The organism is Cellulophaga sp. L1A9, assembly GCF_009797025.1.
In the GTDB taxonomy this organism is placed as follows: domain Bacteria; phylum Bacteroidota; class Bacteroidia; order Flavobacteriales; family Flavobacteriaceae; genus Cellulophaga.
In genome coordinates, this window is sequence record NZ_CP047027.1 from 645993 (window position 1) to 664494 (window position 18502).

Annotated in this window: 11 protein-coding genes and 1 pseudogene; 2 read left to right on the forward strand and 10 right to left on the reverse strand. The window is 33.6% G+C overall.

Features of this window, described 5'->3' with window-relative positions; translation table 11 throughout:
* The first annotated feature begins 95 nt into the window (after positions 1-95).
* Complete coding sequence (locus GQR94_RS02550; RefSeq protein WP_158974007.1) at positions 96-1412, forward strand: FGGY family carbohydrate kinase; 1317 nt, start codon at positions 96-98, stop codon at positions 1410-1412.
* A 1174-nt stretch (positions 1413-2586) separates the two neighbouring features.
* On the opposite strand, the gene GQR94_RS02555 is transcribed toward GQR94_RS02550, so the two are convergent.
* From GQR94_RS02555 to GQR94_RS02580, 6 genes are all read right to left on the reverse strand, one after another.
* Entirely contained in the window at positions 2587-4251 is a 1665-nt protein-coding gene (locus GQR94_RS02555) for a hypothetical protein (RefSeq protein WP_199271525.1), read from the reverse strand.
* 17 nt (positions 4252-4268) lie between these two features.
* Positions 4269-6479, reverse strand: a complete 2211-nt coding sequence (locus GQR94_RS02560) for an alpha-L-rhamnosidase C-terminal domain-containing protein (protein WP_199271526.1) — start codon at positions 6477-6479, stop codon at positions 4269-4271.
* Between the two features lie 211 nt (positions 6480-6690).
* Positions 6691-7422, reverse strand: coding sequence for a family 43 glycosylhydrolase (locus GQR94_RS02565; RefSeq protein WP_158974011.1), 732 nt, complete (start codon positions 7420-7422; stop codon positions 6691-6693).
* A gap of 79 nt (positions 7423-7501) precedes the next feature.
* Positions 7502-9805 carry a family 20 glycosylhydrolase gene (locus tag GQR94_RS02570; RefSeq protein WP_158974013.1) on the reverse strand — a complete coding sequence of 768 codons (2304 nt, stop codon included), beginning with the start codon at positions 9803-9805 and terminating at the stop codon, positions 7502-7504.
* A 555-nt stretch (positions 9806-10360) separates the two neighbouring features.
* On the reverse strand, positions 10361-11659 hold the full coding sequence (locus GQR94_RS02575; RefSeq protein WP_199271527.1) for an alpha-L-fucosidase: 1299 nt from the start codon (positions 11657-11659) through the stop codon (positions 10361-10363).
* A 25-nt stretch (positions 11660-11684) separates the two neighbouring features.
* Entirely contained in the window at positions 11685-12770 is a 1086-nt protein-coding gene (locus GQR94_RS02580; RefSeq protein WP_199271528.1) for a glycoside hydrolase family 92 protein, read from the reverse strand.
* A 29-nt stretch (positions 12771-12799) separates the two neighbouring features.
* On the opposite strand from GQR94_RS02580, the pseudogene GQR94_RS22600 reads away from it, so the two are divergent.
* A pseudogene (locus GQR94_RS22600) lies at positions 12800-13378 on the forward strand (RagB/SusD family nutrient uptake outer membrane protein).
* A gap of 323 nt (positions 13379-13701) precedes the next feature.
* Here the strand turns inward: GQR94_RS22600 and GQR94_RS02595 are convergent.
* The 4 genes from GQR94_RS02595 to GQR94_RS02610 all read right to left on the reverse strand — a co-directional run bounded on the left by GQR94_RS02595 (position 13702) and on the right by GQR94_RS02610 (position 18340).
* Positions 13702-14529 (reverse strand): hypothetical protein, encoded by an 828-nt coding sequence (locus GQR94_RS02595; protein ID WP_199271529.1) that lies wholly within the window; start codon positions 14527-14529, stop codon positions 13702-13704.
* 16 nt (positions 14530-14545) lie between these two features.
* Positions 14546-16300, reverse strand: coding sequence for a transporter (locus GQR94_RS02600; protein WP_158974019.1), 1755 nt, complete (start codon positions 16298-16300; stop codon positions 14546-14548).
* Between the two features lie 12 nt (positions 16301-16312).
* A complete protein-coding gene (locus tag GQR94_RS02605) occupies positions 16313-17452 on the reverse strand; it encodes a Gfo/Idh/MocA family protein (RefSeq protein ID WP_158974021.1) in 1140 nt (379 codons plus the stop codon).
* A gap of 171 nt (positions 17453-17623) precedes the next feature.
* Positions 17624-18340 (reverse strand): FadR/GntR family transcriptional regulator, encoded by a 717-nt coding sequence (locus tag GQR94_RS02610; protein ID WP_158974023.1) that lies wholly within the window; start codon positions 18338-18340, stop codon positions 17624-17626.
* Positions 18341-18502 lie beyond the last annotated feature (162 nt).

Here is an 18502-nt window from a genome sequence, read left to right on the forward strand (position 1 = left end):
AGTTATTGATACCTTCTAGAATTACTTTAACAAGCTTCCCCTTCTTTTAATAAAAGTAAAAAGGGGAAGTTTTATCATATTAATATTATTAAAACATGAAAAAAGTCATCGCGGTTTTTGATATTGGCAAAACGAATAAAAAACTATTCTTATTTGATAATAAATATAATGTAGTCTACACAAATTCTATTCGTTTTACAGAATGTGTTGATGATGATGGCTATCCATGTGACGATATTGAAGCGATTGAAAATTGGATACAAAATAAAATTAAAACCATTCAAGAAAAAAACGAGTTTCAAATAAAAGCGATTAACTTTACTACACATGGCGCAACATTGGTTTATTTAGATGAAGATGGAAACAGGATCACTCCACTTTACAACTATTTAAAACCTATAGAAATAGATTTTACATCATTTTACGAAGCAAATGGTGGTATTGAAGAATTTTCAAGAAAAACAGCATCGCCAGCTTATGGTATGCTGAATTCTGGATTACAAATGTATTGGTTAAAACAAATTAAACCTCATTATTGGTCTAAAGTAAAAACCATTCTACATTACCCACAATATTTAAGTTATCTATTTTCAAATAAAATAACAGCCGATTTTACTTCCGTTGGAGCACATACCGCCATTTGGGATTTTGACACCATGCAGTACCATAAGTGGTTGGAAAAGGAAAATATTATACTTCCTGAACCTAAACCTAGTAAAAATGCCGCATTAGCTAATGTAAACGGCCAAGAAATAGCTATAGGAAAAGGGCTGCATGACAGCTCTTCTTCAATTATACCACTATTAGAAAACAAAGAAAATTCAGATAACGAATTTGTTTTATTATCAACTGGAACTTGGATTATATGTATGAATCCATTCAGCAAAGAAACTTTAACGGCCGGTCAGTTAAACAATGATTGCCTATGTTTTATGACACCTGATAAAAAACAAATAAAATCATCTATGCAATTTTTAGGGCGCATACATGAAGTTAATGCCATTGCTTTAAGTGAATACTATGACGTAGAAAAAAGCCATTTTTTAGAATTAACACTGAATAAAGAACTATGTTCTGATATCTTATCTAAAAATAAGCACTTATTTTTTCCTTCTGACATTGCTGAAGACTTTAAAGGCGATTTAAATCAAATTAAAAATTTCGAGAATTACGATAGTGCATACTATCAGCTTATTTTTGAAATTGCACAACGCGTACACGAGGGTATCAAATGTATTTTAGATTCTAAGAACAATCTCAAAGATGTTTATATATCAGGAGGTTTTAATAGAAATGATATCTTTGTTGAATACCTGAAACAATTAATGCCTGAACAAAATATTCAATTTCCTGAAGGCAAAAATGCTAGTGCCTTAGGGGCAGCATTACTAATGAAAGATTACTTATATTAATTTTACAATTATAGTGCTAACATTAATATTTTTCTGTAGGTTGGTTCCTTTTCCTAAAGTTACTTTTCATTCCTTAATACTATACGATGCTTTCATTTATTTTTTGAATAGAACAAATGTCATACATTAAATATTATGTTCAAGTTTTTAACATTTCTCCTAAACCTATTCTAGTTTAGAATCTCGAAATTATTAAATATGTATCCTAAAGTAAGACTTCAAAACGCTGCATAAAGTCATCAGAGTGTATCAACAACGATTTAATTTTAAAATATAAGTAGGAAAAATTCATTGTACCTTTATAAATGACTGGAAATCATTACACAACAATCTAATTCAATTTAGAAGGCAGTTATTTAAACACCTCTAATTTTTTATAACTCAAGAACACTTGAAAATACTGACACTTACATGACTGGTTTGAATCCAGTCGAGCTCATTAGAGTATACAAAGCTTCCAAGAGATTGGGAGCTTTTTTGTTTTTAGCATTTGCAGAATATTTGCGTTTTTAATTCAATTTATACTTAAGAATATTATTATGTAAAGAATTAATGATTTTCTTTATAAGCCAATAAACTGTAATAAAACTCACAAAATATAAACCTAATTTATAATCAAATTTGTATTTTCTGCTCGTATATCTAAAATACAAAAAACTATATTTTTTATAATTTTACCCTGTACGGCACCCGCTACAGATGAATGCCAGCTGGGTTATATGATAGCAATAACCAGTATTGTCCTTATAGATATTACACTAGAAATCAATGCTGGCATTATGAATACCTTACCAAACCTTTTGCTTAGAAGATCATTTAGCCGTTATTAAAAAGTGTTTGTTAAAAAGTAAAAAATTATAGCCTCCAAACAAGTAGAAACCTCTTCTTTTGTAGCCTTCAGTCAACAATCATTGATCGCTAAAATACCATTTTCAATCTTAGCACCTCATTTAGATAAAACCTCATCTTTTAGTTGTGTAAACGATGTCTCTCAATGAGTAATTAGTACCTAAACACTAATTAAGAACCATTACTCAAAATAAATAGCGTCTCCTAAACCACGCTCTTTTTGAGCGAATTTGTTTTTAAAAACATGCACGCATGTGATGTGTTCAACAAGATATACCACTTAAGCGTGTTGCACATCATAAGATGAAAATCTATTATATTTTATTTATTTAACGCGTCTTAATGTATTTACTTTAAGGGCTGCATTATTCGCTATATGTCTTTTATAATCCTGCGTATATAATGTTGCTATGGTACTATATTTTTCTGCAAGTTTATTATAACTTTTCCATGCTTTGTCGTAGGCCTTAATCCACTTTTGAACCTCTTTAGTGTCGCCTTGAACTACAGCATTATCCATATAGACAAGTGTTCTATATATTTTAAATAACTTTAAACCATATTCCGAAGAGCCTATGGCATGATTTTTTGTTGCTTCATTTTGCCAATGAATTGATTTAGCTAACTTAACTATTTCTTTCCATTTTACTATTGCTTCATCTTTTTGAGCTAAGTTTCTCTCTTGTTCTAAGGTACCTTTTACCACCATTGGCCAAGCAATCCCTTGATCTCTTGTCCACCATGGATTCATATCGCTATAGGTACTGTTTCTACCCCTAACTACAGCTTCTGCAGAAAGTAAACATAGCTTTCTAAATTTAGTTATATCATCACCGGTTAAGTTTAAACGTTCTTTTGCATATCGGTTAAATATAAACGCTTCAGACTTTTCAGTGTTTTGGCCCCATTGTGCCATAACCCAAGAATTTAAATCGCACCATAATTCATCTTGAATATAGGGGCCGTCCCATCCACCACCACGAGACCATGTCCAAATGCCTGCATATAATTCAGGTTTAGTTTCAACAAATTCTTGAAGACTATTGATACGTTCTTCTGGCATTCTAGCATGCTCTTCAAAACCATCTATAACGCCATTTGCAATATAATTTGGATACGCCCCTTTACCTTCATATTCACGAGCAGATTGAACTTCAATAATTTGACGGTGACGTCCTTGACCAATCACTTTACTAAACTCGTTAGATCTATGAAAATCACCTTCGACATGCTTCACACTAATAATCAAATTTTTATGTGGAGCTATAGCATCACTAACTGCCATGTAATCATCCATATTCCTATCAAAGGCTCCCCAAGTACGGAAAATAAGATGTTTATCTCTTTTTACGCAGATTTCTTCTTTTAAGATATTAATTAATGGAATAATTGTTTTTTCTGGGTTTGTTTTATCCTTAATTGCTCCAAGGTGATAGGGTGCATCGTGTAAGTACGTTTCTCCTATACGCACAACCAAACCATCAAGATCAGGAAACTGATCGAACATCTCATTAATTTGAGCACGGATTAGTTTTTCAGTTAGAGCGTCATTAGGGTTTCCAAAGGTTTCTTGAATATTATATTTTTCAATTAATTTTTTAGGAAATAAAACAAGGTCTGACATTGCATAAATAGCAATTCCTTCTGCTTTAGATGCCTTATGCATTTGTTTAATCTGATCTGCCTTCTCATCGACCCATTTACGAAGTTTTGATCCCTTAGGTAAAATATCTGGATCTACAGATTCCCAATTAATAGCTAATGCAGGAGATTCAAAAAGAAAATACACCTTCCCATTATACCCCATTTCTTTAATAACTGCTGGGTCATTATATTTAGACACGTATGGAGTTTCTCCAGGATTATGATGCACCATGTCTAAAATTAAAGGATTGTCTTTGTTATTTTGAGCCTCAACATTTGTTCCTAAAAAACTAAAAAGAAGAAAAATTGATAAGATTGTATTGTTTTTAAAACTTAAATTATTCATTTTTTTATTTTATAATTCTAATTAAAGATTTCAATAATATTACTCCCTGATTCTAGTGGAATATGACTTATACTATTTAGTATTATTTTATTATTTACTTTTATCTTTGATGATGTCTTTACTTCAAACTCCGCTTTCATATTTGCAGGAACTTCTATGACATACTTTTCTATTTTGTTTTCTTGTAAAGTATAAGAGGCTTTAATTTGTCCTCTTAAAGTTGGCACAACCACGGAGCTGGTCTTTAAACCTCCTAATTGTGGTTTTATAGAAGCTAAAGAGTACCCTGGAGTTTTAGGCTGAATTCCCCACAAATATCTTGGAATAATGTTTGCTGGAGCCGCTCCCCATGCGTGGTTCCAATCTGCATTTGGTTTATACTTCATATCCCAAGCTTCTAATGTCATTGTTGACCCAATTTTAATCATATTGTACCAACTTCTATCATGTTTTGCCGTCATTAGCGTCAATGCATATTCACTTTCATTTGCGTTATAAAGTGCTTCTAATAAATATTGTGCACCATAAACACTACACGCCATTCCTCTTGTTTTAATAAATGCTACAACCGATTCAATATGATTTTCTGGAACTAAATTAAAAGCTAATGCCATCATATTAGAGTGAAGCGAGGCATGATCTGTTCCTTCTCCATCTACATAAACTCCTAATTTGGTGTCAAACAATTTACTATTAATAGTTTCCTTTACTTTTAAAGCTAACTTTTCAAAAGTTACCTTTTCATCAGCCTTATTTAAAACTTCGGCAAATTCTGCCATGATTACCAAGTTTTTATAGTATAGGCTATTAATTACCGTATTAATTGGTTTAAAAACAAAACCATCACGCTCCCCTTCTTTTGTTGCTAATTTCCAACCTGTATCTCTTTGTGCTGGCGGCCAATCTACAATATCTTTCATCTTTACTTTAGGATCTTTAAATCCTAACTTTTCCATGAATTCAGGAGTTGCTTTACTAGAACTAATAAGCCCATCCTCTCTACGCAATTCCATCAACGTTTTAAACTTCAACTCATCATAATACTTTTCTATAAGTTCCGTATTTCCCGTGTACATATAATCCGCATAAAACATAAGTGCTACGTGCAATTGCCATTCTGTTGGCCATGTAGGTTGCTCCATAAAATGTTCTATGGTTTGCCTTGCGATAGCATATTCTCTATCGGTAGTATAATGGCTTAATTGATTTAAATAGGCATCTGCTTCGTAAGGTATTCGCTCTCTATCTCCATCAACATATAACCCCGTAAATGTGGTTGCTTTAATCGTATATTTACACAAATTCCAAACTTCATTTAAAACACTGTTAGAACTTTCAAAGTGACTCATATTATCTTCCCAATAACCGAAATAGGCTAATTGAGTAAAATCTTGAGATTGTATAGCACCTTTTAGATTTTCTACTTCAACATATCTAAAGGGCATTAAAACAGGGAACGCATCTGGCAGTTGTATTGCTCCTGGCTTGGTATTTCTTTTATCTGGTTTAATAGCTAAAGTATAGCTACTTTGTTCTGGATTTACCGGTACTTTTATTTCTTGATAACGAATAGTCCCTTTAGGTTTTCTGTTTATTTTTTGATCTACAAGCTGCTCACCAATAAAAAAAACAAGTGTGTCCTGTATGGTTGTTTTGTAATTAAATTCTAATGTTGAAAATACAGCCTTACCAAAATCTATAAAATAAGAACTATCTGTAATTTGTTTAAATACGACAGGTTTTATATGCTCTATTTTAAAACTATTCGCACTTGTTATGATATCCTTCCTAACTCCAATTTTAAAACTTTGAAATTCTGAATACAGACTTTCAGTATTCTTTTCGTCCCAAACTTTGACTTTCCAAAAATAAGTCTGACCAACATCAAGCCCAGTTCCTTTTATTTCTATATCAATAGATTGATTGCTAGCTATTTTTCCTGAATCCCATACATCTCCATTATTATTTTCTACAGCTATTTTAGATGACGAAACCAATACTTGAAAGGCAGATTGCTCTACTATTGTACTCGGTAATTCCCATGCAAACTCAGGTTTATCATCTATAATTAATACCTCTTGTGGTTGCCTAATATACTCCACAGATAACCCTAAAGGCGTTATGTCTGTATCGTTTTCTATATGATGATAAGATTTACACCCCACAATAAAAACCGTACTAATTAATAGCACATACAGCATTGAATTTTGAAACCTTTGTTGTTGCATTATCAGTATAATTATTTTTTTACAATGAATATTCAATCGGAACAATTGTTCCATCTTCTCTAAACGCCATTTTTTCAAAACAAGCCGATCTTTTATGTAAAGAACCATCATTTACGTCGCCAAGATGATAGAAGAAATACCACTCCTTTTTAAATTCAATAACAGACGTGTGATTAGGTACTTTTGGAGCATTTGGAGCTGATACTTCTTTTTAAGTTGCATACTTTTTTGGTAAGGGGGTATCTGCCATCGAATAGATAGTTACAGGCCCGACTCTTGCTCTAAAATAATAGAGACAATCTTTTTTAAATACATGTACCGCTTCGCTTACCGTTTCTTCACTTAAACGAAACCAAGGTCCATCAAGTTCAATCATGTTATCTTTTAATTTTGCTCCCATAATATGTGCTCCAGGTTCACCTATATTTACTTTATGATCGTTACCATAAATAAAAGCTAGCCCATCATCGTCTACAAAAACTGTAGGATCAAAAATCGTGGTAATTTTATCAGTTACAGCTTCCTCCCAAGGTCCAATTGGTGTTTTACTTTTTGCTACACCAATATTTGTTTTATTATAAGGAAAATACAAATAATACCAGCCCTCTTTATAAGCCGCATCTGGTGGGCTCATTTGACCACCTGCCCAGTTATATTTTCTAGCTTCTAGAACGACTCCATGGTTAATCCACGTTTTGAAATCTGTAGATTCTAGAATCACATAATCTTGCATAGTTTTATATGAAACAGCATCAGTAGCATCTCTAGAACAATACACATAAACCGTATCATTAAAAACTTCAGCAGCAGGATCTGCAGCATATACAAAATTTTTATCGCTTTTATTTAAAATGGGATTTTGCGCATTTGTATTTTGTACTATCACCGCAAAAAGCAACAGTTTAATAGTCTTAAGATTAAATACATTTATGATGTGTTTCATTAAAATATCATTTAAAATTCTACTAATAATGACTTCTTATCAATCATTATTTTTTTCAATAATTGTTTCCGGACTACAATTAAAAACTCGTCACAGAACTATCTATTGGCAATAATTCTTCTCCCTGTAAAGCGAACTTCGCTTCAATAACTCTTGGTGTATCACTTGGTCTATATTTAATTGTTATGGGATGCCATCCTTGTTTTAAAGCTACTTTTCCATACCGTTTTCTAGGTCCGTGCCACCCACTATTATCAACTATTATTTTATCATTAATAAAAAATATATCTCCGCCATCAGAACGTGTTTCAAATTCGTAAATACCATCTTTCTTAGCATTAAAATACCCTTGATAAACAACAGAAAATCTCTTTTCATCTTTTAAATCTCCTAAAGCAATACTATCTACTTTTGTAAAGTTTAAGGTATTAGGTATTTTAATATCTTCCATATTTATAATTTTTCCTTTGACTACCCATCTTTTTAATCCTTTTTCTTCTGGAGTTATAGCTACAGATTCTATGTAATTTTTGCGAACAACTTTTGTTGATTTTAAGTCGTTATAAATTTCTCCTTTATAAGAGCGCGCCTTGATTTCAATAATATCATTTACAATGAAAGGTGCTTCATACTTTAAAGACTCTTTTGTTGGTACTGTTCCGTCAAGTGTATAATATATTTCTACTCCCTCTAACTCATAAGCTAAGTTTAAACGCACAGATGCATGGTCTACAATAGCTATTTCTTTATCCAATCCTTCAACCGCAGGAATGTAGTAGTACACATCTAAAGCATCTAACCTCTTGTATTGTTTTTCGACACGAGTATTAAATATTTTAAAATCTTTGTTTTCTTTAGGTGCCCAAGCATTTTCTGCAACGGCCAACATTCTAGGAAATGCCTGATATTGTAAACGTTTGTAATTAGGAATTCTTTCTGACCATAAATTTGCTTGTATTCCTAAAACATTATTTTCTTCTTCAGGTGTAAAATCTGCAGGAATTGGCTCATAATTATATACTCCTTCTAGCGTAGTTCCTTCATTTAAATAATCAAAATAATAAGCGGCAGTTGTCGTTACCACTACTCCATTTCCATTTTCTGCTGCAATTTTAGGGGAATCAGGAAACCAATTTCTCCACCACATAACATTGGCACTTTTGGTTAAACCGCCGGTTACAATTTCATCCCAACCCATAAACTCTTTTCCTTTAGAATTTAAAAACTGTTCTATATCTCTATTAAAAAATGATTGTAATTCATGCTCATCTTTGAGATTATTATCTTTTATCACTTTTTGACAATGCGGACACTTTTCCCATGACTTAACATTTACTTCATCACCGCCAATATGAACATATTTTGCAGGGAATAATTCTACAACTTCGCTTAGAACATTTTTCATAAACTCATAGGTCGTATCTTTTCCTAAGTATGTTGGATAGGTAAATACCGTATCCCAACCAGATTCTTCATTACAAGATAGAAAGGGGTAATTGTCAATCGCCGATTTAAAGTGACCAGGCATGTCTATTTCGGGAACTACTGTAATACATCTATCATCAGCATAAGAGACAATTTCTTTAATTTGTTCCTGAGTAAAAAAACCACCATACTTGCGTTCTCCATCCACTTGCTTAAAGTTAGATTCATCGATAGTATAAAGTTTATTTTCAACCGATCTATCTATACAGATAGTATCTTGATTGTTTGGTGTTCTCCAAGCTCCTTTTTCAGTTAATAAGGGGTACTTTTTAATCTCAACTCTCCAACCTTGATCATCTGTTAAATGCATGTGATAGGTATTTAACTTGTATAATGCCATATTATCTAAAAAGTCTTTTACTTCATTTATATTAAAAAAATGACGGCTAAAGTCCATGTGCATTCCTCGCCATTCAAAACGTGGCTCATCTTCAATAACTACACATGGCACAAACCAATCTGCCTTGATTTTCTCTTTGCTTTCTATTGCAATTGGTAGTAACTGTCTAATCGTTTGAATTGCATTAAAAAAACCACTTTCTTCTGATGCTTTAACTGTTATTATTGTTGGGTTTATAGTTAAAGTGTAAGCTCCTTTTTTTAAACCTTCTGTATTTTCAAAAATTATAGCTTCTTCAGTTTTATCATTTACTACTTGTAAATGATAATCTGCGGCATTATTAAATAATCCTAAAAGGTAGTTTACTGCTTTTTGCTGAATTTCGTCTTGTAATACAATTTTAGTCTCAGGCTTAAATTGAAATGAACTTTCTTTTAACTCAAAACTCAAAGGCTTTGGCACTATAGAAATGTCTTCTTGCGAAAATGTAGGTTTTGGCTTTTGCGCACAGGATGCTATAAATAATGCAATTAGTACTAAGGATATAAAATTTCTCATCTCTTGGGTTTATTCTCTGTTAGTTTGTATTGGTGCTTAAATTTTAAAAATTGCTCTTCGGTAGCTAACCCCATCATATTATATTTACGATGCTTTGTTCTTTCAGCGGCTTTATTTAAAAAATCCAGATGTACATTTACTGGTAAACCTTCTGTTTTTTTTGTAGCTAGGTTTATTATCTAAAGGCGGAAGTGATTTAACTTTGGTTTTAAATGTATTAAAATCTGTTCCATTTTAGCGTTTTCAAGACTCCAATCACTTCCCAACTTTCCAACAGACCTAATGCCCTCTATTCGGTTTTTACACAACTCAGATATAAAAATCATATCCTCTGAATTGTCGCCTATATAACCAAAATACTATTAGGCATAACGCTTTTTAATACATCAAGATGAGTTCCTGTCCTTTCGGTTACCAAAACCGTATTGCTATCTTTTCTTGAATAAATTAAATTTCGTTCCGTTTTATTTGAACCGGACTTTGAGCTGATCCTACAAGCCTTGAAAATAGCTTACAAATAATGCCGAAAAACCTTTTACATTTATTGTAATGCGTTTATTTAATTTTTAGTTTTAATATTTCATCTATATCATCAATACTATCACTATCTAAATAAACAAAAGTTCCTTCTTTAGTTTGCTTAAACTTTACGCTTTCACCTTCAAAGGTTGTTACCGATTTTACTCTTTCTTTTAACTCTGGAATAAAAAAGTAAGGCTCTGAAGAAGGATTTAAAATATGCATATACAAAGTTTTGTCCTTTCGAGTTATTGTTCCCCAATTTTGAGATGTTATTACATTACCCCTTGTGCCATAAATACTCTCTCCGTATTTAGTTGTCCAGTCTCCAATTTCCCCTAAAGTCTCCACAAATTCTGGCTGAATTTTACCGTTTGGCATAGGACCTACATTTAATGATAAATTTCCGTTTTTACCCGCAGCATTTACTAAAAAATGAATTAATTGCTTCGTAGATTTAAACTTTTTATCATAAATACTATATCCCCATTTGCCAGCCATAGTAGCACAAGACTCTAATGGTAACTGACTTACTTCTACGCCATCACTAAATCCTCCATGGTTTTCTCCTGGTAAATCGCGCTCAAAAGTTTGAATATCATCTCCTGGTATAGGTTGTATATGATGATTGTTTGCTATTAATGTAGTTGGACTCAATTTATGAATTAGAGAATAGATTTCATCATATTGCCAATTGGCTCCTTTTTGATCCCAATGACCATCAAACCAAATCATTCCTATTTCTCCATAATTAGTAAGTAGTTCCGTAAGTTGTGCTTTCATAAACTCAACATAATTATTCCATGCTTCGGCATCTCCTTTTTTACCATTTTTGTAATCATCACGCTTCCAGTCGAGTAAAGAATAGTAAAAGTTTAATTTAATCCCTTCTTTTTTACATGCCGCTGCTAATTCTTTTAAAGGATCTCTACCAAATGGTGTAGCATCGACAATATTAAAATCACTCGCATCGGTATCAAACATGCTAAAACTGTCATGATGACGAGAGGTTATGGTAATGTATTTCATACCCGCATCTTTAGCTAGCTTAACCCATTCTTCTGCATTAAAATCTTGCGGATTAAAAAAATCTGGTAAACGTTCGTAATTATCTGCATTTATCTTCTTTAAAAACATCACCCATTCTCCATCTGCCAAAATGCTATAAACACCCCAGTGAATAAACATCCCAAATTTCATATCTTGAAATTCTTCACGTGCCTCCAAATTACCTTCAGTTGGCGTATAATCTGGCATGGGATACTCATACTTTTTTTGAGCATGTATTGCGGTTATTGTTAAAACTAATACGGCTAGAAAAAATAACTTCCTCATCTTTTATTATTCTTTTGTGTTCTGGTTAATTTAATTTTGGTTCTGGTCCCATTTCCATTTCTAAAATGCCACCCTGTGTAATTTCCTCGTGTGATATCCAATATCTATCTAATGGTTCTCCATTTAATTTCATAGATTGGATGTAAATATTTCCTTTTGAATTATTATTTGCAATAATTTCAAATGTTTTTCCAGTGTAATAGTTCCTATCCAATTGAATTTTAATGTGACCAAAAACAGGACTTGTTATTTGATATTTATTATCACCTGGGTTTATTGGGTGTATCCCAATTGATGCCAGTACATACCAGGCAGACATTTGTCCTACATCTTCATTACCACATAATCCATAGGCATCCGTACCATACGCATCACTACATATTTTACGGGTATATTTTTGAGTCAAATAAGGAACACCCGCTTCGTTTAACATAAATGGTACATGGTGGACAGGTTCGTTAGGGTGGTTGTAATAATTGTTCCAAAGAAAATCTTCTGGTGTTTTTTCGAAGAAAGAAATCAATTCGTTTTTAAAAGCTTCTTCGCCTCCCATAAGTTCTTTTAAACCCTTTATATCATGAGGTACAAACCAACCCTGTTGGTATGGGTTGCTTTCTATACAACCTTGACCATGCACTGTTTTTCCTTTCCATTCTAACCAAGTTCCTGTGCTATCTTTTGCCCTAAACCAGTTCACCTCATCATTCCAGATATTCTTATAGTTTTTGCTTTTTATTAAATACTCTTCTGCAATAGCATCTTTCCCTAAAGACTTTGCAAAAGTGGACAAAGCCCAATCAGAATAAGCATATTCTAATGTTTTAGATATGTGATTATTAGAATATCCTAAGGTTCCATTCCCTGTATGATCAACGGTGTTTTTAGAATAGGTAAATGCTTTTTCTATATCGTAATTACGAATTCCTTTTTGATACGCATCATTAATAACTGACACTGCCGGATTCCCCAACATTACACCAGAATAAGAATTTAACATCTCCCAACGTGGCAAGTATTCTTTACCACTTAATTCCGCCATTTGTAATAATGAATTAATTTCATCATTTACCAATGTGGGATTGATGATCGTTTGAAGTGGATTTTTTGCCATCGAGAACGGATGTAAATACTTTGTACCAAGTGCAACCACATCCTTTTTACAATGCTACAGATGAATTTGGAGGTACTAATAACCCAACTGGTTATGGATTTAAAAAATATTTAGATTACAGTTTGAGTCAATTAATTGAAGGAGATATAGACCTAAAAGTAATTAGATACTCTGAAGTTTTATTAATGTACGCAGAAGCCCTAGCTGGTCAAAGTAGAGATGGGGAAGCGTTGACCTATCTAAACATGGTTAGAAATCGTGTAGGTATGCCTTGATATACCACTTCAAGTTTACCAAATGTTACTAGAGGAACTACCGGAAATAGCATGATTGATGCCATTTTATTAGAAAGAAGGTATGAATTTGCTGCCGAAGGCCCACAACGTTGGTTTGATATATGGAGGTATAAATTAGGAGACCAAGTCATTAAAAATGTTAAAGCACTTCCTTTAGATGAAACATTACCTGGAGATTTAGTAGGTGAAAAATACAACGCTGGAAATGACGCAACTTTTGAAAGAACATGGAATGATAGAAACTATCTATTGCCTATATGGAGTACTTATTTAGATGCAAATCCAAACTTAGTACAAAACCCAGGATGGTAATACATTAAAGAAAATTACCAATTTAAATTACATTTTTAAAGCCTCAACATTTTCCTGTTGGGGCTTTATTATTTACCAAAACTCACTAAATATTGATTAAATGACTTCCGATAATGACACTAAGGTAAACACATTTTTTGCTTTAATTAAAAGAAGTAAAGCTCTAGACTCTAAGGATGTTGAGTATGTACTGATTTCAATTTCGAAGTACTTCTAAATATCAAAGTTACTCTTAGAACAATGAGTACATCTCGAAAATGAATGGCAATTTTATTTCAGAGAATCATTATACCCTAATTTTTTAATTCTTATTTAAAGAAGTTTTATTCAAGCACATTTCTCACAGCCTGATCAATTATTGAATACTCAGTAGACTCTATAAAACCAATAGAAAAGGTTTGAACTGTATTTAAATATTTACTTGTTTTCTTTTTGTTTTCTCTACCAAAACCTAACACCGTCATATCGGGTCTGCTTACATAGTTATCTGGAAAATTGTCATCCTCATGATGAAGTATGTACAACATTCGAGATAATTTTTGATCCCCAAAGGCCATCCACTCCGGTGCTGGAAGATCGTCAAAATAAGGTTCTTCGATCATATGGCGAATCGTGTCTGCAGATGCATACCAAAAATCTGTACGCTCCATTTCTCCCCCAGGTACACCTTCATATTGTACCCAATACTTATAACCTGCACTGACTTTGCTCATCGTAAAATCGCAACGTTCAGGATAAAAATCCCATTGTGCCTGCCATTTTTTATTATCGGAAGTAAAGGTGATACGAAGGTGATTTTTGGATTTAATATCTATAACCGAGCTAGAAGGATCTGTTCCTGCATTCATGGCATGGAAGTAGTTACCGTCCTGACGATGAATCGCATTTGGAAACCCTCGGTATTCCCCCTTATGTCCTGAACCTTTTTCATTATGAAAACCTATCCAATCGATACCATCCTTATCTACCATGCTTGACAAGCCACCACCCTCTTTTTCTAGATAATAGATTGCTGAGGGTGTTGTAATTACATATGCAGGTACACCACCAGCAGATTCATCTACTCCATGCTTGAGGTAGACTTTCTGATCAGTACAGGAACTAAATCCTAATTGCATTAAAACTAGTAGCGCCAATTTTTTTAGATACATAATTTTTAAGCTTACATTAAGTTGACGTAATTTTATCCTTAGCGCTATGCTTTAACAAAAAGCCAATACCTGAAATGATAAGCGCACACACCGCAAACAATATTCTACCCCAAAATGGGTTAGGAATTAGAGCCATCAATAAAATACCTGTGCTCATAACCATAACCATATTCCCTAGCTTTCTTCTTTGTTGACGATCAAAGTCTCCTTGTTGCTCATCTGCAATATAAGGGGTTTCTAAATCTTGGAAAAAACGTTCTGTTTCTTGTTTATTCTTGTCTTTGGCTTCCTTGTAAAATAATGAAGTTGCCCAGAAAAAACCAGAAGTGATAAATACATGACCTGCAATCGTTAAAATTATATTCATGTCAATAATCTCCCGATCGGTAAGTGATTCTATACCAAATATGGATGCGCAAACTTCTGCAGTGAACACATTCATAACAAACCAAGAAACAAAAAAACCAACTACAATAGTCACCCAAGGTGCCCAAACCGGAGTCTTTTTTACAATAATTCCAATCACTAGCGGCACCATCATTGGTAGCTGAACCATAGTAGAGACAGACATCATAAGCTCAAAAAGACTAAGTTCTTTAAGCGATGCAAAATATAACGCAGCAAGAATAACACCTAGGCCACTAATAAAACTAACCAGCTGACTGATTCGCAACAACTTCTTGTCATTGGTTTGCTTATTCCTTTTAGCGAGAAAAGGTTGATAAATACTACGGACAAAGATTCCTGCATTTTTATTTAGCGCTGAATCCATAGATGACATAGAAGCTGCAAAAAGTGCGGCCATTAGTAATCCAATTGTCCCAATAGGCATTGCATTACGTGCAAACACTAAATAAACTGCGTCTGCTGCCTTGTTGCCTAATTGCGAGTACCCAGCCGCTGCATCAGGGTATAGGCTCGCTGCTGCCCATGGTGGTATGAACCAAATAATAGTTCCAACTCCCATCAAAACCATAGCTAATAAGGATGCTTTACGAGCATTGAAGGAATCTTTTGCATTAAGGAACCTAAAGGAATCATGAAGATTCATCATGGTTATGATCTGTTTAGGCAAAAAGAAAATAAACGTTCCGATTAATATTAAAGGGTAGTTCATATTTGGGCCTACAAGAAAACCGCCTGGAAAATTTTCGACCATTTTAACAGGTCCACCAACTTTTACTAAAGCCACCACTGAACAAGCTACAGAAACTACGGCTACTACTAAAGTTTGCATAAAGTCTGATGCAACAACTCCCCAAGCGCCTGATAATACAGAAACAAAAAGTACTGTAACACCAATTGCAATAATAGTTAAACTAATATCTGCATCAAAAACGGCACTCGTGAATACACCTAAAGCGTTTAACCAAACACCAGCATTCAAAAATGAGAATACAATTAATGCCCATGAAAAGAATTGTTCATTTTGAGATCCAAACCTCCCTTTTATTGCCTGTGTGGGCGTATCCACCCTCATTTGCCTAAATCTTTGAGCAAAATATGCCCATCCGCAAAAGAAAGCAAATGTATTGCCAATATACACGGCGACAATAGCAAAACCGTCTGTGAAGGCCTTACCTGCTGCACCAGTGAAAGTCACGGCTGAAAATTGCGCCATAAAAGCTGTTGACCCCACCATCCACCATAACATCCTTCCACCACCACGAAAATAATCACTGGTAGATTTACTGGCCATTCGTGAAAAAACGACACCAATTGCGAGGATTAATATAAAATAGAGGCCAATTACAAGATAGTCGTAAAACATAGATTTGCCTTTTTATTGTAGATGACGAACATCTGTCCAGTTATTATTTTTTCTAATCAAATCAATAAATTGTTGGTACAAACTACCTTCCTTGAAAGTTTGGTAAGGCTCAACTTGTTCTCCTTTAATATCCTTAACGAATTCGCTGACTAAGTAATGCCAATTTCGTTCTGTATCCCCATTAACTTTTGGCTGACGATCAACAATATCTTGCGGTAATGCCAATTCTTTCCATTCTTTATTTTTGTCCCATATAAATAGAGGCCCCATACCATAGTGACCTTCAATGAAAATGGCTCCTTCCGTACCATAAAAGACAATATGATTCTCATGATACTTAGGATTAAGACCACCATGCTTGAACAAAACAGAAACAGGCTTAGTAGCAATTGGACTCTCCAACTGCGCCATTACGGTATACGACCACTCTACATTGCTCTCTCCCCATTTAAGTGAAGGATCGTTTAAATCCGTAGGGATAAAATCTCTTCTTTTTTTGAAATTATGTACCCCCTCAACGATAGGTGCTTTTCCAAGATCATCACGTACTTCTCCTAGTATGGACAAGATTTTTTCACCGATTACTGACGTAACAATAGATATCATATGGGTGAAATTGTTATTTAATCTACCACCGCCATCTTCTTTTCGATGTGACCATCCGAAAGGAATATCTCGCTCCAAATTAAAATGTGATATGCATTCAACCTCCGTAGGTTCTCCAATAAGCCCATCTGCTACCAGTTGTTTTGCGTATTGAATGTAGGGCATATACCGAAAACTAGAAGCAAATGCTGTTTTTAAGTTTTTCTGTTTGGCTAGTTCGTAAACTTCTACTGCTGAGTCTCCACTATCCGTCAATGGCTTATCGCTAAATACATGACACCCAAATTCAATTGCCTGTGTTATTGCCTCATAATGAGCACCACCTGGAGTGGCAATAGAAACAATATCTGGTTGACACTCTTTCAATGCCTGCTTCCAATCTGTACCAAAATAAGGAATTGCCATTTTAGTAGCTACTTCACTTACAACACTTGCTGTTCTACCGACAATACCAACAACCTCTGCACCTGCGGCACGAAATGCATCTGCATGACCCTGTCCTGCAAATCCTGTCCCAGAAATTAATACTTTTAATTTGTTATCCATTTTTTAAATTTTGATTATCGATTTAATCTATTTTTTATTATTTCAGATAGCTATTGACTTTAAATCACTTCATGTACCTAAAGGATGTAATCAATTAAAGAAAAACATAGCATTTGATGTTGTATTGAACTTTCTAAACCCTAATTTCTAATTCACAATTGTTCGTAAATTTTATTGTTTTTCACCTTCACAATATTGATACAGCATTTTAAAGTGTTCTTTCATTTTTCCCTCAGCTAATTTCGGATTTTGAACCTTAATTGCATCATGAATTTCTTCATGTTCTTTAATTCTTAATTCATGTAAATATTCATAATCAACATGGTAGTTTTTAAAATCTATTATTATTTGTGGGGTAATAGCAATCATGAACATGTTCATAGTGACATTGCCGCTAGCCTTTGCTATAGCTAAATGGAATAGTAAATCTTCTTGAACAGCATCTTCTCCCGACAACAATTTGGATCTGTGGGCATCTAATGCACTTTTTATAGTATCTAAATCTTCCTTGGATCTTGATAAAGCTGCCAATTTAACCGCTTCTAATTCTAATAGCATTCTAGTCTTTACCAAAGATTTGAAATCCGGTGGCCCTAAATTCAGAATATCTTCAATCATTCCATTCATTGCAACAGAACCAATATTTGCCACAAAAGTTCCACTTTGAGGCATTGATCTTAAAATACCATAGAACTCAAGTTTTAAAATACCGGTCCTAATACTTCTTCTACTTACTTCAAATTTTTCTGATAACTCACGTTCCGATGGTAATTTGTCTCCTGGTTGTAAGTACTTATCATTTATTAAATCCCGAATTCCTGTAATTATTTTATTTACACGATTCGTAACCTCCTGATTTTCATTTTTACTAAGAACATTTATATTCATAGGTACTTATTAGAATAACATAAAATTAGTTTCCAATATTTTTTTTAAAAAAAATCACCTCTAAAAATGCCCTATTCTTTCTTATCCAGGAGCTCAAGAAGGTATCTACTTCCTAAACTTATTGATGAAGACTCTCAATTTAAAATAAGAAAAACACGCATT